The sequence below is a fragment of the Streptosporangium sp. NPDC020072 genome (assembly GCF_040631445.1).
GTDB lineage: Bacteria > Actinomycetota > Actinomycetes > Streptosporangiales > Streptosporangiaceae > Streptosporangium.
Genome location: NZ_JBEYAB010000016.1, coordinates 55,850 through 71,796 on the forward strand (window position 1 = coordinate 55,850; position 15,947 = coordinate 71,796).

The 15,947-nt window shown below is 73.4% G+C and carries 13 protein-coding genes; all 13 read left to right on the forward strand.

The window, feature by feature from the left end; all coding sequences use genetic code 11:
* The first annotated feature begins 38 nt into the window (after positions 1-38).
* From ABZ470_RS33315 to ABZ470_RS33375, 13 genes are read left to right on the forward strand one after another with little or no spacing between them, the layout of a single operon-like run.
* Complete coding sequence (locus ABZ470_RS33315; protein WP_362916411.1) at positions 39-1,574, forward strand: amino acid adenylation domain-containing protein; 1,536 nt, start codon at positions 39-41, stop codon at positions 1,572-1,574.
* A 16-nt stretch (positions 1,575-1,590) separates the two neighbouring features.
* Entirely contained in the window at positions 1,591-1,809 is a 219-nt protein-coding gene (locus ABZ470_RS33320) for a phosphopantetheine-binding protein (protein ID WP_362916413.1), read from the forward strand.
* Entirely contained in the window at positions 1,806-3,152 is a 1,347-nt protein-coding gene (locus ABZ470_RS33325; protein WP_362916415.1) for an FAD-dependent oxidoreductase, read from the forward strand. Before ABZ470_RS33320 ends, ABZ470_RS33325 begins: the two co-directional genes overlap by 4 nt.
* Positions 3,145-4,845 carry a class I adenylate-forming enzyme family protein gene (locus ABZ470_RS33330; RefSeq protein WP_362916417.1) on the forward strand — a complete coding sequence of 567 codons (1,701 nt, stop codon included), beginning with the start codon at positions 3,145-3,147 and terminating at the stop codon, positions 4,843-4,845. The genes ABZ470_RS33325 and ABZ470_RS33330 overlap by 8 nt, the downstream gene beginning before the upstream one ends.
* 8 nt (positions 4,846-4,853) lie before the next feature.
* The gene (locus ABZ470_RS33335; protein ID WP_362916419.1) at positions 4,854-6,221 is read left to right on the forward strand and encodes a lysine 2,3-aminomutase; all 1,368 of its coding nucleotides are present in this window, start codon (positions 4,854-4,856) and stop codon (positions 6,219-6,221) included.
* Positions 6,218-7,231: a hypothetical protein gene (locus ABZ470_RS33340; protein WP_362916421.1), complete on the forward strand. Its 1,014-nt coding sequence runs from the start codon at positions 6,218-6,220 to the stop codon at positions 7,229-7,231. Before ABZ470_RS33335 ends, ABZ470_RS33340 begins: the two co-directional genes overlap by 4 nt.
* Before the next feature lie 4 nt (positions 7,232-7,235).
* Positions 7,236-8,465 (forward strand): AMP-binding protein, encoded by a 1,230-nt coding sequence (locus ABZ470_RS33345; protein WP_362916423.1) that lies wholly within the window; start codon positions 7,236-7,238, stop codon positions 8,463-8,465.
* Positions 8,462-9,736 carry an MFS transporter gene (locus ABZ470_RS33350; protein ID WP_352009121.1) on the forward strand — a complete coding sequence of 425 codons (1,275 nt, stop codon included), beginning with the start codon at positions 8,462-8,464 and terminating at the stop codon, positions 9,734-9,736. The genes ABZ470_RS33345 and ABZ470_RS33350 overlap by 4 nt, the downstream gene beginning before the upstream one ends.
* A complete protein-coding gene (locus ABZ470_RS33355) occupies positions 9,733-10,608 on the forward strand; it encodes an SDR family NAD(P)-dependent oxidoreductase (RefSeq protein WP_352009120.1) in 876 nt (291 codons plus the stop codon). The genes ABZ470_RS33350 and ABZ470_RS33355 overlap by 4 nt, the downstream gene beginning before the upstream one ends.
* 50 nt (positions 10,609-10,658) lie before the next feature.
* Complete coding sequence (gene paaI, locus ABZ470_RS33360) at positions 10,659-11,030, forward strand: hydroxyphenylacetyl-CoA thioesterase PaaI (protein ID WP_352009119.1); 372 nt, start codon at positions 10,659-10,661, stop codon at positions 11,028-11,030.
* On the forward strand, positions 11,030-13,147 hold the full coding sequence (locus tag ABZ470_RS33365; RefSeq protein WP_362916426.1) for a molybdopterin oxidoreductase family protein: 2,118 nt from the start codon (positions 11,030-11,032) through the stop codon (positions 13,145-13,147). The genes paaI and ABZ470_RS33365 overlap by 1 nt, the downstream gene beginning before the upstream one ends.
* On the forward strand, positions 13,144-14,592 hold the full coding sequence (locus ABZ470_RS33370) for an FAD-dependent oxidoreductase (protein WP_362916428.1): 1,449 nt from the start codon (positions 13,144-13,146) through the stop codon (positions 14,590-14,592). The genes ABZ470_RS33365 and ABZ470_RS33370 overlap by 4 nt, the downstream gene beginning before the upstream one ends.
* Positions 14,589-15,938 (forward strand): MFS transporter, encoded by a 1,350-nt coding sequence (locus ABZ470_RS33375; protein ID WP_362916430.1) that lies wholly within the window; start codon positions 14,589-14,591, stop codon positions 15,936-15,938. The genes ABZ470_RS33370 and ABZ470_RS33375 overlap by 4 nt, the downstream gene beginning before the upstream one ends.
* Positions 15,939-15,947: the final 9 nt, after the last annotated feature.

Below are 15,947 nucleotides of genomic sequence, written 5' to 3' on the forward strand. Positions count from 1 at the left end.
AAACACCATTTGGCGTGTTAACTCAGAAAGAGGCAAGAGTGCCTTATTCGCATCCCGACGTGATAAGGGCGTTCGCGGACGCGGCCGAACGGTATCCGGAACGGCTCGCGACGGCGGACAACGGTCACCCCCTCACCTACGCCGAGTTCGCCGCGTGGGTCCGCGCGACGGCCGGGCGGCTCGGCCCCCGCCCCGGGACGGTCGGGGTGGTCGCCTCGCACTCGGCGGCGACCGTGGCCGCCCTGCTCGGCGTCCTGGCCGCGGGCGGCACGTACTGCCCCGTCGACCCGGCGCACCCGGAGCCCAGGCGGCGGGCGCTGCTGGCGGCGAGCGGGTGCCGCCTGCTGCTCACCCCCGACCCGGACGCGCCCGCACCGCCGGGAGTGCGCGCGCTCGCCCTTCCCTCCCCCGGTGAGGCCGTACCGGGGGAGGCCCTACCGGGGGCCGTGCCCGGGACGGGGGACACCGCAGACGCCGACGACCCGGCGTACGTCCTGTTCACCTCCGGCTCAACGGGGGCGCCGAAGCCCGTGGTGACCCCGCGCGGGGCCGTCTCCACCGTGACCGGTGAGCTGCGGACCCTGTTCGGGCTGACCCCCGAGGACCGGGTGCTGCAGTTCGCGTCGCCGAACTGGGACACCTGCCTGGAGGAGATCCTGCCCGCGCTCACCACGGGGGCGGCGCTGGTCTTCGACGAGCGGGCCCACTCGGGCTCCTTCCCCCGGCTGCTACGGATGATCGAGACCGAGCGGATCACCCTGCTCGACCTCCCCTCGGCGTTCTGGCACGAGCTGGTGCGCCACCTGACCGAGGAGGGGGCCGTGCTGCCGGCCTGCGTGCGGACGGTCGTCATCGGCGGGGAGGCCGTCAGCCCCGTACGGCTCGCCGACTGGTGCGCGCTCGGCACCGACGGGATCCGGCTGGTCAACACCTACGGATGCACGGAGACCACGCTCATCACCCACGCCGTCGACCTGCACGGCCCGCTCGCCCCCCGCAGGGACCGGCCGTGGACGGCGGGGGAACGGGTCCCGATCGGGCGCCCCCTGCCCCATGTCCGCCAGCACGTCACCGGGGACGGCGAACTGCTCGTCGGCGGCCCCTCGCTGGCGCTCGGCTACCGCGACCTGCCCGAGGCGACCGCGGAACGGTTCGCCGAGGCGGACCTGGGCGAGGGCCCCGAGCGCTGCTTCCACACCGGCGACCGGGTGAGCCGGACCGAAGACGGGACGCTCGTCCACGAGGGACGGCTCGACCACGAGCTCAAGGTCCGTGGTGTCCGGGTCGATCCGGGCGAGGTGGAGGCCCAGATCTCCGGCCACCCGAGGGTGGGCGCGGTGGCGGTCGCGGGCGCGACCGTCGCCGACCACACGACGCTCGCCGCCTACGTCGTGCCCCGCTCGCCCGCCGACGCCCCGACGCTCGCCGGAGACGTCCTGGACTATCTGCGCGACCGGGTGCCCGGTCATCTGGTGCCCAGCCGGATCACCGTCGTTCCCGAACTCGCCTATACGGCCAGCGGAAAGGTCGATCGAGCGGGTTCGCACCGGCGATACGCGTCCTCAGCCAATTGAAGGAGCAATGCATTCCATGAACGTAGACGCCATCTCCGACATATTCCGGCGTGTGCTGGAAAATGACGATGTAAGGGCCGATTCTGACTTTTTCGTCATGGGTGGAGACTCGCTACTCGCCACCCGTGTGCTGAGCGCGGTCGCCCGGTCCTGGGGGGTCGAGCTGGACTTCGACGACTTCATGACCGCCCCGACGCCGGACGCCCTGGCCAAGAAGATCGCGAGCATGGCATGAGCGTCGTCGTGGTCGGGGCGGGCCTGGCCGGGCTCACCGCCGCGACCGACCTGGCCGCGCGGGGCGTCGAGGTCACCGTCGTCGAGGCACGCGAACGGGTCGGCGGCCGTGTCCACGGCATCGAGGCCGCCCCCGGCAGCTGGATCGACGCGGGCGCCGCCTACCTGGGGGAACGGCACACCGCGCTGACCGCCCTGATGGCGCAGGTGGGCCTGCGGACCACGCCGACCGCCATGACCGGCGACAGCCGCTTCGCGCTCGGCGACGACGGCGACGGCCGTACCAGGCCCGGACGGTTCCCTCCGTTGTCGGCGGTCGCGCTCGGCGAGCTGTTCGACGCGCTGGACGAGCTGACCCGCGCGGTGCGCGCCGACGCGCCCTGGCTGTCGGCGGACGCCGTACGGCTGGACGCGACGACCGCGGACGAGTGGGCGCGTGAGCACCTGCGCCACCCCGACGCGCGGCTGTTCTTCCCGCTGTTCCTCGGGGAGATGATGGCCGCCGACCCCCGGGACGTCTCGGTCCTGCACATGGGGTTCTACCTGCGCTCGGGCGGCGGGGTCCGCTATCTCAACGCCTTCGCCGGCGGCGCGCAGGAGGACCGCGTCGCCGGCGGCGCGCACCGGCTGTGCGAACTGCTGGCCGGACGGCTCGGCGACCGGGTACGGCTCGGCGAGCCGGTGCGCGCCGTCCACCAGGACGACGAGGGCGTGACGGTGACGACCACGGCCGGTTCGCTGCGGGCCCGCGCCGTGGTGGTCGCGGTGCCGCCGTCGCTCGCCGACGCCGTCGACCACCACCCCGCGCTGCCGGTCCCCCGCTCCGGCGGGCGTACGGCGCCCGGCTGCGCGGTCAAGGTGCACCTGGTCTATCCGAGCCCGGCCTGGCGCGAACGGGGCCTGTCCGGCTGGTCGGTCAACGCGCGCGGGCCGCTGCTGTCCACGGTCGACGACTCGCCGCCCGACGGCGCGATCGGCGTGCTGACCGGTTTCGTGACCGGCAGGCAGGCGCACGACTTCGCCCGGCTGTCCCCCGGCGAGCAACGCGCGCGGGCGTTCGAGCAGGCCGCGCGGCTGTTCCCCGGGCTGCCGGAGCCGACCGGCTTCCACGTGACCGACTGGGTCAACGAGGACTACAGCCGGGGGTGCTACGCGGCCCTGTTCGGGCCCGGGGACTGGACACGGCTCGGCCCGCACCTGGTCACCCCGCACGGACGGGTGCACTGGGCCGGCACCGAGACGAGCACGGAGTTCTTCGGCCTGATGGAGGGTGCCATCCGGTCGGGTCACCGCGTCGCCGCAGAAGTGATCACGACTTACGACAGGAGAGACGAGCATGTCTGAGACCACCTCGATCGCCCCCCTGGAGGTCCGGCGGAGGCTGATGACCGAGCCGGGACTCGGCGCGGGCAACTTCCTGGACCACGCCCTGGCCGCCAACCCCAACCGGGACGTCCCCTTCGTCTACAGCCACCACGACGACCACCTCGGCCGGGTCGTGTTACGCGGCCACAGCCTGACCGACCTGGCGGCGCTGCGGGACCGCTACGCCGGGTGGTACCGGGCCAACGGCGTACGGCCCGGCGAGCCGGTCGGCGTCGTGGTCGGCGAGGGGCTCCAACCCCTCATCCACTTCCTGGCGCTCACCTCCCTCGGCGCCGTCCCGGCGATGGTCAACGACGCCATGCGGCCCGACATCATGGCCGGCTACCTCGCTCACGTGGGGGCCGTCGGCGTCGTCGCCGACGACACGACCCGGCTGCAGGCCGCCTACCGGAACAACCCGCGGGAGCGGCCCCGGTTCGTCGCGCCCTCCTCCGAGGTGCGGGCCCACGACGCGGGCTCCGGCACGCCTGACGGCGAGCCCTACCGGCACGCCCCCGACGACGTCGTCGGGCTGATCCACTCCTCCGGCACCACCGGCGTCCCCAAGTCGACGATCCTGGGCCACCTGCAGTTCTGGGACGGCAAACAGCCGAGGATGGTGCGTTTCCCCGCCGAGCCGTACGACAGGCTGATGTCGCTCATGCCGCACACCCACGCGGGCGGGCTGAGCTACTTCCTCACCGCGGTGCTGCTCGGGCTGCCGACCGTCGTCATGTCGGACTGGCGGCGCGTGGCCGTCGAACCGGTCATGGAGGCCTTCCAGCCGACGATGCTGGCCTCCTTCCCCAGGACGTTCGTCGAACTGGCCACCGGCGACCTGCCCGTCAAGGGCGCCGCCAAGGTGCACTCCTGGTTCAACACCGGCGACAGCGCGCACCACGGGCACATCAGGCGCCTGGTACGGCTCGGCGAACGGCCCGCGGGCCTGATCAAGCCGTGGCTGCTGCCCGGCGGGGCCGCCTCCGACGGGCCGCTGCCCGGCTCCCAGTTCGTCGACGGCCTCGGCTCCTCGGAGATGGGGATGGCGCTGTTCGGCCAGGTCACCACGCCGGAGACGCCGAGGAACGACCGCTGCGTCGGCAAGGCGCAGGAGGCCGTGACCCGCGCGGCGGTGCTGGACGAGGACGGTGAGGAGGTGCCCGACGGCACCGTCGGCCTGCTGGCGGTCATCACCCCCTCCAGGACCCCCGGCTACTGGAACGACCCGAAGCTGACCGGAAGCTTCGAGCTCAACGGCTACTGGCTGACCGGGGACGTGGCCCGCAGGGACGGCGAGGGCAACTTCTACCACCTCGACCGGACCATGGACGTCATCGACACCGTGGACGGCCCCGTCTACAGCCTGCCGGTCGAGGAGGTCCTCATCGCCGACTGCGCCGACCTCGTCCAGGACTGCTCGGTCATCGGCGTGCCGGGACGGCCCGGCGAGGGACAGCGCCCGATCGCCGTGGTCGTCCTCCAGGCGGAGGCAGGCGACGTCACCGCCGACGAGGTGCGGGAACGCGCCAACAAGGCCCTCGCGGAGGCGGGCCTGGCCACACTCGCCGCGGTGGTCGTCGCACGGGACGAGGCGGACGTACCGCTCGGCCCGACCGGCAAGGTGCTCAAGCGCGAACTGCGCACCCGGCACGCGACGCTGCTGGCCGGGTGATCCTCCGCATGAACGGCGAGGCCTCCCGGCCGTACGTCTACACGCGGCGGCCCCTCGTGGAACCCGACTGGCGGCGGCTGCCCGGCTGGCGCGGCGTCGGCGACGACCTGTGGCGCGACGCCCAGTGGCAGCGCGCCCACTGCGTGAAGAACGCCGCGCAGCTGCGCGCGGTCGTCGGCGACCTGCTCCAGGAGTCCTTCTACGCCGACCTGGCCGCCGACGCGCAACGGTTCGCGACCATGCCGACGCTGCTCACCCCGCAGCTGCTCAACGTGATGGCGCCGGACGCCGTGACCGGCCCCGCCTCCTTCACCGAGGCGTTCCTGGCCGACCCGGTCCGCCGCTACATGCTGCCGGTCTGCTCCGACCGCCACCCCGAGTGGCCGAGCCACCCGCTCGCGCGGCGCGACTCACTGCACGAGGCGGAGATGTGGGCCGTGGAGGGCCTGACCCACCGCTACCCGACCAAGGTGCTGGCCGAGCTGCTGTCCACCTGCCCGCAGTACTGCGGGCACTGCACCCGGATGGACCTGGTCGGCACCTCGACCCCGCAGGTCGTCAAGGCCGGCCTCGCCCTCAGGCCGGTCGACCGGCAGGAGCTGATGCTGGACTACCTCAAGCGCACCCCAGGCGTGCGGGACGTGGTGGTCTCCGGCGGTGACGTGGCCAACGTGCCCTGGCCCCGGCTTGAGGCGTTCCTGCTGCGGCTGCTCGAACTGGAGTCCGTACGGGACATCCGGCTGGCGACCAAGGCGCTGGTCGGCCTGCCACAGCACTGGCTGCGGCCGGACGTGGTCGAGGGAGTCGGCCGGGTGTCCGCCGTCGCCCGCGCCCGCGGGGTGAACCTGGCCGTGCACACCCACGCCAACCACGTGCGCTCGGTGACACCGCTGGTGGCCGAGGCGGCCCGCGCCCTGCTCGACGCGGGTGTGCGGGACGTGCGCAACCAGGGCGTGCTGCTGCGCGGGGTGAACGCCACCCAGGCCGACCTGCTCGATCTGTGCTTCGCCCTGCAGGGCGAGGCGGGCATCCTGCCGTACTACTTCTACCTCTGCGACATGATCCCCAACGCCGAGCACTGGCGGACGCCGCTGCACCACGCGCAGCGGCTCCAGGAGTCCCTCATGGGCTACCTGCCCGGCTACGCGACGCCACGGATCGTGTGCGACGTGCCCTACGTCGGCAAACGCTGGGTGCACCAGGTCGCCGAGTACGACCGGGAACGCGGCGTCTCCCACTGGACCGGCAACCACGGGGTCGGCCCCGGCCGGGACGGACCCTCCGCCCCGGGAGACCGCTTCCCCTTCTACGACCCGATCGACACCTTGCCCGAGCCGGGCCGCCTCTGGTGGACCCGAGGAGAGGGACGACGATGACCCTGCCCCCCGAGAGCACACTGCGTCGTATGTGCTGGATCTTCCCCGACCGGGAGTCGTCCAGGACCGGCGCCATGTGGCGCCACTACTTCTGGGACATGTACGCCGAGGTGGCCGAGGAGCTCGGCCTGACCTGGACCAGGCACGCCCCCGAGGCGGTGACCGTGGACGGCCTCGAACCCGGCAAGCCGCGTGTCTACGTGGACGACGAGCTCGTCACCCCGCAGGACACGCTCTTCATCACCGCGCTGTACTCGCTGCCCTACCAGGACATGGACGTGTTCAACCAGTACGGCCTGTACGCCGTGCTCGAACAGGCCGGTTTCTACCTGCCGTTCCCGCCGTGGCTGTCCCCGATCGCCAACGACAAGCTCGCCACCGTCCTGCACCTGCACGACTCCCCCATCCCGCCGATCCCCACGATCCGCGTCGGCAGCGGACGGGACGTGGGCAAACACCTGTACGAGGTGGCGCTGGACGGCCTCACCTACCCGGCCATCGTCAAGCCCGCCGGGTGGTGCGGCGGCGGCGGGGTCAACCTGGCCCGCGGCTCCGAGGACGTCAGAGGCCTGGCCAGCCTGGCGCAGGGCGGCGACACCACCCTCGTGCTCCAGCCCTACCTCGGCGACGGCACGGTCGACTACCGGGTCTACGTCGTGGACGGCAGGCCGTACGCGGTGCTGAAGCGGACCCCGGAGGCCGGGTCGCCGGTCGCCAACGCCAGCCGGGGCGGCGCGATGGAGTTCGCGCCCGTCCCGCCCGAACTGGCGGAGGCGACGGCCTACTTCCACCGCAAACTGCCCATCCCGTTCTTCTGCGTCGACTTCCTCCACGACGGCGAACGGTTCTGGTTCTCCGAGCTCGAACCCGACGGGGTGATCGCCCCCGACTTCGGCGACCCGGGCCGGGCGGTGCAGCGGGACGTCACCCGGGCGCGCTGGACGGCCTACCGGGACGCCCACGCCCGCTGGATGACGCGGGGCTCCTCGACGACCCACGAAAGCCGGTGACGACATGACCGAATCGTTCTCCCTGCCGCCGGAGGCCGCCGAGCCCCGCCTCGACGTCGCACGGCGCTCCCTGGAACGGCTCAGGGACGTGCCCGCGCTGGCGCCGCGCTACGCCGGCCACGGCAAGGTGCTCACCCTCGACGACCTCGCCGCGCTGCCCCCGCTGGTCAAGGACGACCTCAACGTGGCCCTGGCGCACCTGAGGCCCCGGGCGGAGCACGGCGCGACCTGGCTCTTCCAGAGCGGCGGCAGCACCGGAGAGCCCAAGGTCGGCCACGCTCCGACCGGGTTCTACATGCGCGGCGTCCACGAGCAGTGGCGACCGCTCGGGCGCGACGACGTCTTCGTCAACGGCTGGGGCGCGGGCCGGATGTGGGGCGCCCACTTCCTGGCCGCCGCCTTCGCCGACCTGTCCGGCTGCGAGGTCATCGCGCTCGGCTCGGTCTCCGCGCCGGAGTACGGCGACTGGCTGTCGTTCTTCGCCGCCAGGGGCGTGAGCGCGTTCGGCGGCACCCCGAGCGTGCTGCGGCTGTGGTTCGCGCACGCCAGGCAGGCCGGAATCCGCCTGCCCGCGCTGCGCAAGGTGCTCTGGCTCGGCGAGGCCTGGCACCCGCAGCTCGACGAGGACCTCGCCGAGGTCGCGCCGGACGCGCGCCGCTGGGGCATGTTCGGCAGCACCGAGACCTGGGTCGCGGGCACCAACACCCCCGACTGCCCGGCGGACGTCTTCCACCTGCTGCCCGAACAGCTCGTCCACGTGGACCAGGACGAGCTGCTGGACTTCACCACCCTCAACCCGGACATGCTCAACCCGGTGCTTCGCTACCGGACCGGCGACGCCGGACGGTTCACGACGTGCGAGTGCGGCAGGCCCGACCGGGCGCTGCGCATCCTGGGCCGCCGTGACTCGGTGGTGCAGGTGCGCGGACTCGGGCTCCATGTGGACGACATCGTCGCGCGGGCGGAACGGGAGCCCGGCGTCCTGCGGGCGCAGATCCTGGTCAACGAGCGGCGGGGCCGGGTCTCCTCCGTCGAGGTGCTGCTGCTCACCGCCCCGAACGCTCCCGAGGGCCTGGCCGTACGGCTGCGCGAGGACCTCATGTCCTCGACCTTCACCATCAGCACCGCCTTCCAGCACGACCCGGGGTCCTTCCGGGTCACGGTCGCCGACGCGCTGGTCGGCAACGAACGCACCGGCAAGACCGCCTCCTTCGTGGTGCGGGAGGAGCCGTGAGGCCGAGGACCTCCCTCGGCCGGGAGTTCAACCTGTTCTGGGGCGGCCAGACGATCAGCCTCGTCGGTGACCGCATCACGGTGTTCGTCGTGCCCACCCTGATGATCTTCGCGTTGCACGCCTCGCCGTTCGAGGTCGGCGTGGTCGCCATGGCGCAGTACCTCGGCATCCCTCTGCTCGGGCCGGTCGCGGGCGTGCTCGTCGACCGCTGGGACCGGCGCAGGACCCTGGTCGCCTGTGACCTCGTACGGCTGGCCGCCGTGGCGGCCATGCCCGTCACCTACTGGCTCGGCGTGCTGTCCACCCCGGTGCTGTTCGTCTGCGTGGCGCTGGTCAGCGGGGCGACGATCTTCTTCAACGTCGGCTACCTCGTCGCGGTGCCCACCACCGTCCCCGAGGACAAGCTGGTCAGGGCCTACTCCCGGCTTGAGGGCAGCAGGACCGTCTCCGAGGTCGCGGGCCCGTCGATCGCCGCCGGCCTGTACCACGCGCTCGGGGTGGCCGCGTTGCTCGTGGACGCCGCCAGCTACCTGGTCTCGGCCGCCTGCTTCCGCACCATGCGGCCCTGGGGGGCGGGAACCGTCCAGCACGGCTCCATCTGGTCACGGCTGGTCCTGGGATTCCGGCTCAACTGGACCGACCCGGTGCTGCGCCGGGTGGTGATCGCCGCGGTGACGCTGAACTCGGGCGGCCCCATCTTCGTCACGGTGCTGCCGGTGCTGGCCTACCAGGGCCTCGGCGTCCCGGTCGGCGTGTTCGGGGCGGCGATGTCGGCCGCGGCGGTGGGCGCGGTCCTCGGCGCGCTCGTCGCGCCCAGGATCGGCGCCCGGCTCGGCCTCGGCCGTACGCTGGCCTGGGCGCTCCTGCTGCACTGCCTGGTCGGCCTGGGCATCCTCGCCGCACCCGCGCTGCCCGCCGCGCCCGTCATCGGGGTGACGTTCGGCTGCTACGGCTTCTTCATGTCGTGCATCAACGTCTGCAGCGCCCCGATCCGCCAGTCGCGGATGACGGCCGACAACCAGGGCGTCACACACGCGGCCTTCCGCACCGCGACGTGGGGGGTCATCCCGCTGGCCGCGCTCGTGGGCGGACTGGCGGTCACCCTGCTCACCGGCGACCTGGGCGTGCTCAACGCCGCCAAGGCCGTCATGGTCGGCGGCACGCTGCTGGCCGCGCTCTCCTTCGTGCCCGCCTCCGGCGTCCAGGCGCTGCTCGACCGGGCCGCCGCCGAACAGCAGGAGGAGCCTCAGCTGTCCGGGAGCGCGTCGTGACGCCCCGGCGCGGAGTCCTGCTGGTCACGGGAACCTCCTCGGGCATCGGCCTGGCGACCGCGGTGAGCGCGGCGCGGGCCGGGTTCACCGTGGTCGCCACGATGCGCGACCCGGGCCGGGCGGACGAGTTGCGCGAGGCGGCCGGCCAGGCCGGGGTCACCCTGGACGTGCGGCGCCTCGACGTCACCGACGCCGGCTCCGTCGACACCTGCCTGCGGGAGGTACGGCTGACCCACGGACGCCTCGACGCCCTGGTCAACAACGCCGGGATCTCCAACTTCGACCCCACCATGGAGATGTCCACCCTGGAGGCCCTGCGGGCCAACCTGGAGGTGAACTTCTTCGGCGTCGTCGCCGTCAGCCGGGTCGCGATGCCGCTGCTGCGCGCCAGCCGGGGCCGCCTGCTGACCGTCGGCAGCGTGCACGGCGTCGTCGGACAACCCTTCAACGAGGCCTACGCGGCGGCCAAGGCGGCCGTCGAGGGCTTCATGGAGAGCCTGGCCCCGGTCGCCGCCCGGCACGGGGTCCGCGTCGGCGTGGTCGTGCCCGGCTTCGTGCCCGGCACCCGGTTCGGGATCTTCCCCGGCGTCAACAGGGAGACCGTCCGCGCCGCCTCGGGACCGTACGCGGAGACCTTCTCCGACTACCTGGCCTGGGTGACCGGCCAGGGGTGGGAGGGGGCGGGCCAGTCCCGCTGGGAGGTGGCCGAGGTCGTGGTGCGTGCGCTGACCGCCGAGGCGCCGCCGTTCCGCATCCCCACCAGCGACTGGGTCACCGCCTACCTGTCGCACAAACTCGCCGACCCGGACGGCTCCGCCGTGCAGAAACTGGCCGGGACCTGGGTCTCCGGCTCCGACGGGGCGGCCCGGTGAACGGCGGGGCCAACGGTGGGGGCAGCTGTGGGGGCGGCGCCGGAGACGCCGTGTGCCGCTCCCTGGGCATCACCGTCGAGGAGGTCTCCGTGGGAAGGGCCCGGCTGCGGATGCGGATCTCCGAGGACATGCTGAACGGCCACGGCCTGGCCCACGGCGGCTACCTGTTCCTGCTGGCCGACGCCGCCTTCGCCTACGCCGGCAACGCCCGCGGCCCGGTCACGCTGGCGCAGAGCGCGCAGATCACGTTCCTGCGCCCGGCCGAGGCCGGTGAGGAACTGCTCGCCGAGGCCGTCGAACGCACCAGGTACGGCAGGCAGGGCGTCTACGACGTGACCGTGCGGCGCCCCTGCGGCGAGATCGTCGCGGAGTTCCGCGGCCAGAGCGTGACGGTCTCCGGCAGGCCCGGTGGAGTGTCGTGATGAGCACGAGCACCGGGACGCACTGCCCCTACTGCGCGTTGCAGTGCGGGATGACCCTGACTCCGCTTCCACCGGCGGGCACGCGGGTCGGCCCCAGGGACTTCCCGGTGAACGAGGGCGCCCTGTGCCAGAAGGGGTGGACGGCGGCGGCGCTGCTCGACACCCCCGACCGGCTCACCCACCCGCTCGTCCGCCGCCGCAGGGACGAGCCGCTCCGGCCCGCGACCTGGCCGGAGGCCCTCGACCTGATCGCCGGGCGGCTGCGGGAACTGCGTGAACGGCACGGGCCGGACGCGGTCGCCGTCTTCGGCGGTGGCGGCCTCACCAACGAGAAGGCCTACCTGCTCGGCAAGTTCGCCAGGGTCGCCCTGCGCACCTCGCAGATCGACTACAACGGCCGGTTCTGCATGTCGTCGGCCGCGGCGGCGGGCATCCGGGCCTTCGGCCTCGACCGGGGGCTGCCGTTCCCGGTCACCGACCTGCGGGAGGCGGAGACGGTCATGCTGGTCGGGGCCAACGTCGCCGAGACGATGCCGCCGTTCGTCCGGCATCTGCGCCGGGCCAGGGACCACGGCGGTCTCGTCGTGGTCGACCCCCGGCGCACCGCGACGGCCGAACTGGCCTCACTGCACCTGGCGCCCAGGCCGGGCGCGGACCTGGCGCTGGCGCTCGGCATGCTGCACGCGGCGGTCGCCGGGGGGCACCTGCGGCACGACTACGTCGGCGCGCGGACCGGCGGGTTCGCCGAGGCGTGGCGCGTCGCCGCGCGCTGGCGTCCCGAGGAGGCCGAACGGGTCACCGGGGTCGCGGGCGCCGACCAGCGGGCCGCCGTCGAGCTGCTCGCCGGGGCGCGTAACGCCTACGTCCTGACCGGCCGGGGAACCGAACAGCACTCCAACGGCGTGGACACCGTCTCCGGCTGGATCAACCTGGCACTCGCCCTCGGGCTGCCGGGGCGTACGGGCTCCGGCTACGGCTGCCTGACCGGGCAGGGCAACGGGCAGGGCGGCCGTGAGCACGGGCAGAAGGCCGACCAGCTGCCGGGTTACCGGCGCCTCGACGACGAGGCGGCGCGCCGGCACGTGGCCTCCGTGTGGGGCGTCGCCCCCGAGGAGCTTCCCGGTCCCGGCCGCTCCGCCTACGAGCTGCTGGACGCGCTGGGCACCTCGACCGGGCCGAGGGCGCTGCTGCTGTTCGGCAGCAACCCCGTGGTCTCGGCGCCCCACGCCGCGCACGTGACACGCAGGCTCGCCGCCCTCGACCTGCTGGTCGTCGCCGACGTCGTCCCGTCGGAGACCGCGCTGCTGGCCGACGTGGTGCTGCCGGTCACCCAGTGGGCCGAGGAGGAGGGCACGATGACGAACCTGGAGGGGAGGGTGCTGCTGCGGCGCAGGGCCGTACCTCCCCCCGAGGGGGTCCGCGGAGACCTGACCGTCCTGCGGGAGCTCGCCGTACGGCTCGGGCAGCCCGCCGAGCGCTTCCCCGACGATCCCGAGGAGGTGTTCGCGGAACTCGCCCTGGCCTCCCGCGGCGGCGCGGCGGACTACTCGGGGCTCAGCCACCGGCGGCTGCGAGCCGGCGAGACACCGCACTGGCCCTGCCCGGAACCCGGCCATCCGGGAACGCCCCGCCTGTTCCTGGACGGCTTCGCCCACCCCGACCGCCGGGCGCGCTTCACACCCGTCGAGCACCGGGGACCCGCCGAGTCCCCCGACGCCGTCTACCCGCTGGTCGCCACGACCGGGCGGACGCTCGCGCACTACCAGTCCGGCGCGCAGACCCGCCGGGTCGCCGAACTGGTCAGAGCGGCGCCCGCGCCGTACGTGGAGGTGCATCCCGACACGGCCCGGCGGGCCGGGCTGGCCGACGGCGACCTGGCCCGTGTCGTCTCACGGCGGGGCGCGGTCGAGGCCGAGGTGCGCTGCGCGCCGGGGATCAGGCCGGACACGGTGTTCGTGCCGTTCCACTTCCCCGGCGCGGGCCGGGCCAACCTGATCAGCAACCCGGCGCTCGACCCCGTCAGCGGGATGCCGGAGTTCAAGGCGTGCGCGGTACGGCTCACCCCCGCCCGTGAATCCTCCGCCCGTGAGATCCCCGCCCACGAGGAGGGGTCGTGAGTCCCCGCAGGGTGGTGGTCGTCGGTTACGGCATGGCCGGAGCCCGCCTGGCCGAGCTGGTCAGGGAACGCGACCCACGGGGCGAGCTGGTCGAGCTGACCGTCGTGGGTGCCGAGTCCCGTCCCGCCTACAACCGGGTGCTGCTGCCCGGCGTGCTGGACGGCACGATGACCGCCGACGGCATCGCCCTGCACGGACGGGAGTGGGCACGGGACAACCAGGTCCGGCTGCTGCTCGGGGCCGTCGCCGTACGGCTGGACCGGGCGGCGCGCGTGGTCCACCTCGCGGACGGCCCTCCGATCGGCTACGACGCCCTGGTGCTGGCGACCGGCAGCAGGCCGTGGCTGCCGCCGGTCGGCGGGCTGACCGGCGAGCGAGGTGAGCCCGCGCGGGGCGTGGCCACCCTGCGCGGCCTGGACGACTGCGCGCGGATCGCGGCCGTGACCGGCCCCGGAGTCCCGGTCGCCGTGCTCGGCGGCGGGGTGCTCGGCGTGGAGACCGCGCTCGCGCTGGGCAGGCGCGGCGCCGGGGTCACGCTGATCCATCCCGCGCCCCACCTGATGGAACGCCACCTGGACCCGACAGCCGGGATGATCCTGGCCCGGCTGTGCCACGCGGCGGGAGTACGGGTCGTGACCGGCCTGACCGCGGTCAGGCACTACCCGGACGAGGGCGTCAAGCTGGAGGACGGCGCGTTCGTCCCGGCCGCGCTGACGGTGGTGACCACCGGGGTGCGCCCCGAGACGGACCTGGCCGTCGCCGCCGGGCTGGGCTCGGCGGAGGGCGTTCCGGTCGACGACCGGCTGCGCACCGCCGACCCGTACGTCCACGCCGTCGGCGACTGCGCCCGGACCGGTGACGCGCCGTCCGGCCTGCTGCGGCCCGCCTGGGATCAGGCGGCGGTGCTGGCCGACCTGCTCACCGGCGCCGACCCCACGGCACGCTACCGCGCGAGCCCTCCGGTCACCCGGCTGCGCGCCGGGGACGTCGACCTCACCGTGTTCGGCGCCTCGCACCTCGGGCTGGACAGCCGGGAGGCCGAGGTGCTCGGCTACGCCGACCCCGCCAGGGGGACCTACGCCAAGCTGACGCTCGACGGCGACCGGGTGACCGGGGCGATCGTGCTCGGGCTGCCCGGCGTCGGGGCGACGCTGACCCAGCTGTACGACACCGGGTGGCCCGCACCCGCCGACCGGCTCGCCCTGCTGCTCGGACGAACGCCGCCACCGGCCGTCGACGACGACCCCGCCCGCCTGCCCGGCTCCACGGTGATCTGCCGGTGCAACTCGGTGACCAAGGACGACCTGACCCGCGCGGCCCGCGCCACAGGCGGCGGCGTGACCGCGCTGGTCCGCGCGACCAGGGCGAGCACGGGGTGCGGTGACTGCCTGCCAAAAGTACGACGCCTCGCCGATCCACACGAGACGACAGGAACCCCGACATGAACGACAGACGCCCCAAGACCCGCAGAACCGGACGCTGGATCGACCACTGGGAACCGGAGGACCCCGGCTTCTGGGCGGCGACCGGACGCCGCGTCGCCACCAGGAACCTCCTGTTCTCCATCGTCGTCGAGCACCTCGGCTTCACGGTGTGGCTGCTGTGGAGCGCCGTCGTCGTCCTGCTGCCCGCCGCGGGCTTCCCCTTCGACGTCAACCAGCTCTTCTGGCTGGTCGCGGTGCCCAACCTGGTGGGCGCCGCACTGCGGCTGCCGTACACCTTCGCGGTCTCGGCCTTCGGCGGGCGCAACTGGAACGTGGCCAGCGCGCTCCTGCTGCTCGTCCCCGCCGGGCTGCTGACCTGGATGGTCTCCGACCCGCGCACGCCGTACTGGATGTTCCTCGTGGCCGCGGCCACGGCCGGGCTCGGCGGCGGGAACTTCGCCTCCTCCATGGCCAACGTCTCCTACTTCTACCCGGAACGGAGTAAGGGCTTCGCGCTGGGCGTGAACGCGGCGGGCGGCAACCTCGGAGTGGCCGTGGTGCAGCTGACGGTCCCGCTCGTCGCGGCCTTCGGCCTGGCCAACGCCGGTGCGGTGTGGGTGGTGCCGATCCTGGCGGCGGCCCTGTGCGCCTACCTGTTCATGGACAACCTGGCCGTGGTGAGGGCCGACTTCGCCTCACAGAGCAGTGCCTTCCGCCGTGGACACACATGGGTCATGTCCTTCCTCTACATCGGCACCTTCGGCTCCTTCATCGGCTACTCGGCGGCGTTCCCGCTGCTGGTCAAGGCGACCTTCCCCGAGGCCGCGGCCACCTACTCCGCCTTCCTCGGCGCCCTGGTTGGCTCACTGGCCCGCCCCCTCGGCGGCTGGCTGGCCGACCGTCACGGCGGGGCCAGGGTCACCGCGTGGTCCTTCACCGCCATGGCCGCCGGCGCCACCGGTGCCCTCGCCGGACTCGGCACGCGCAGCTTCCCGCTCTTCCTCGGCGCGTTCATGGTGCTGTTCGTCGCCTCGGGGACGGGCAACGGTTCCACCTACCGCATGATCCCGGCGATCTTCACCGCCCAGGCGGAACGTGACGTCGCCGACGGCGTGGAGCGCGAGCAGGCCCGGCTGCGCGCCAGGCGGGAGGCCGCGGCCGCCATCGGCATCGCCTCCGCGGTCGGCGCCTTCGGCGGCTTCCTCATCCCGCGCGGTTTCGCCGTCTCCCTCTCGCGGACCGGCTCCGTGGACGTCGCGCTCTACCTGTTCCTGGCCGCCTACGGCGTGTTCCTGGCCACGAACTGGTGGTTCTACCGCCGCCGGGTGCTGGCCCGAATCCCCAGCCTGGCCCACGCCCTGATCTGAACCCCTCTC

Bases quoted from the DNA above. Each gene is read 5' to 3' on its own strand.
- ABZ470_RS33320 (WP_362916413.1), top strand. From the start codon at position 1,591: ATGAACGTAGACGCCATCTCCGACATATTCCGGCGTGTGCTGGAAAAT.
- ABZ470_RS33325 (WP_362916415.1), top strand. From the start codon at position 1,806: ATGAGCGTCGTCGTGGTCGGGGCGGGCCTGGCCGGGCTCACCGCCGCG.
- ABZ470_RS33330 (WP_362916417.1), top strand. From the start codon at position 3,145: ATGTCTGAGACCACCTCGATCGCCCCCCTGGAGGTCCGGCGGAGGCTG.
- ABZ470_RS33335 (WP_362916419.1), top strand. From the start codon at position 4,854: ATGAACGGCGAGGCCTCCCGGCCGTACGTCTACACGCGGCGGCCCCTC.
- ABZ470_RS33340 (WP_362916421.1), top strand. From the start codon at position 6,218: ATGACCCTGCCCCCCGAGAGCACACTGCGTCGTATGTGCTGGATCTTC.
- ABZ470_RS33345 (WP_362916423.1), top strand. From the start codon at position 7,236: ATGACCGAATCGTTCTCCCTGCCGCCGGAGGCCGCCGAGCCCCGCCTC.
- ABZ470_RS33365 (WP_362916426.1), top strand. From the start codon at position 11,030: ATGAGCACGAGCACCGGGACGCACTGCCCCTACTGCGCGTTGCAGTGC.
- ABZ470_RS33375 (WP_362916430.1), top strand. From the start codon at position 14,589: ATGAACGACAGACGCCCCAAGACCCGCAGAACCGGACGCTGGATCGAC.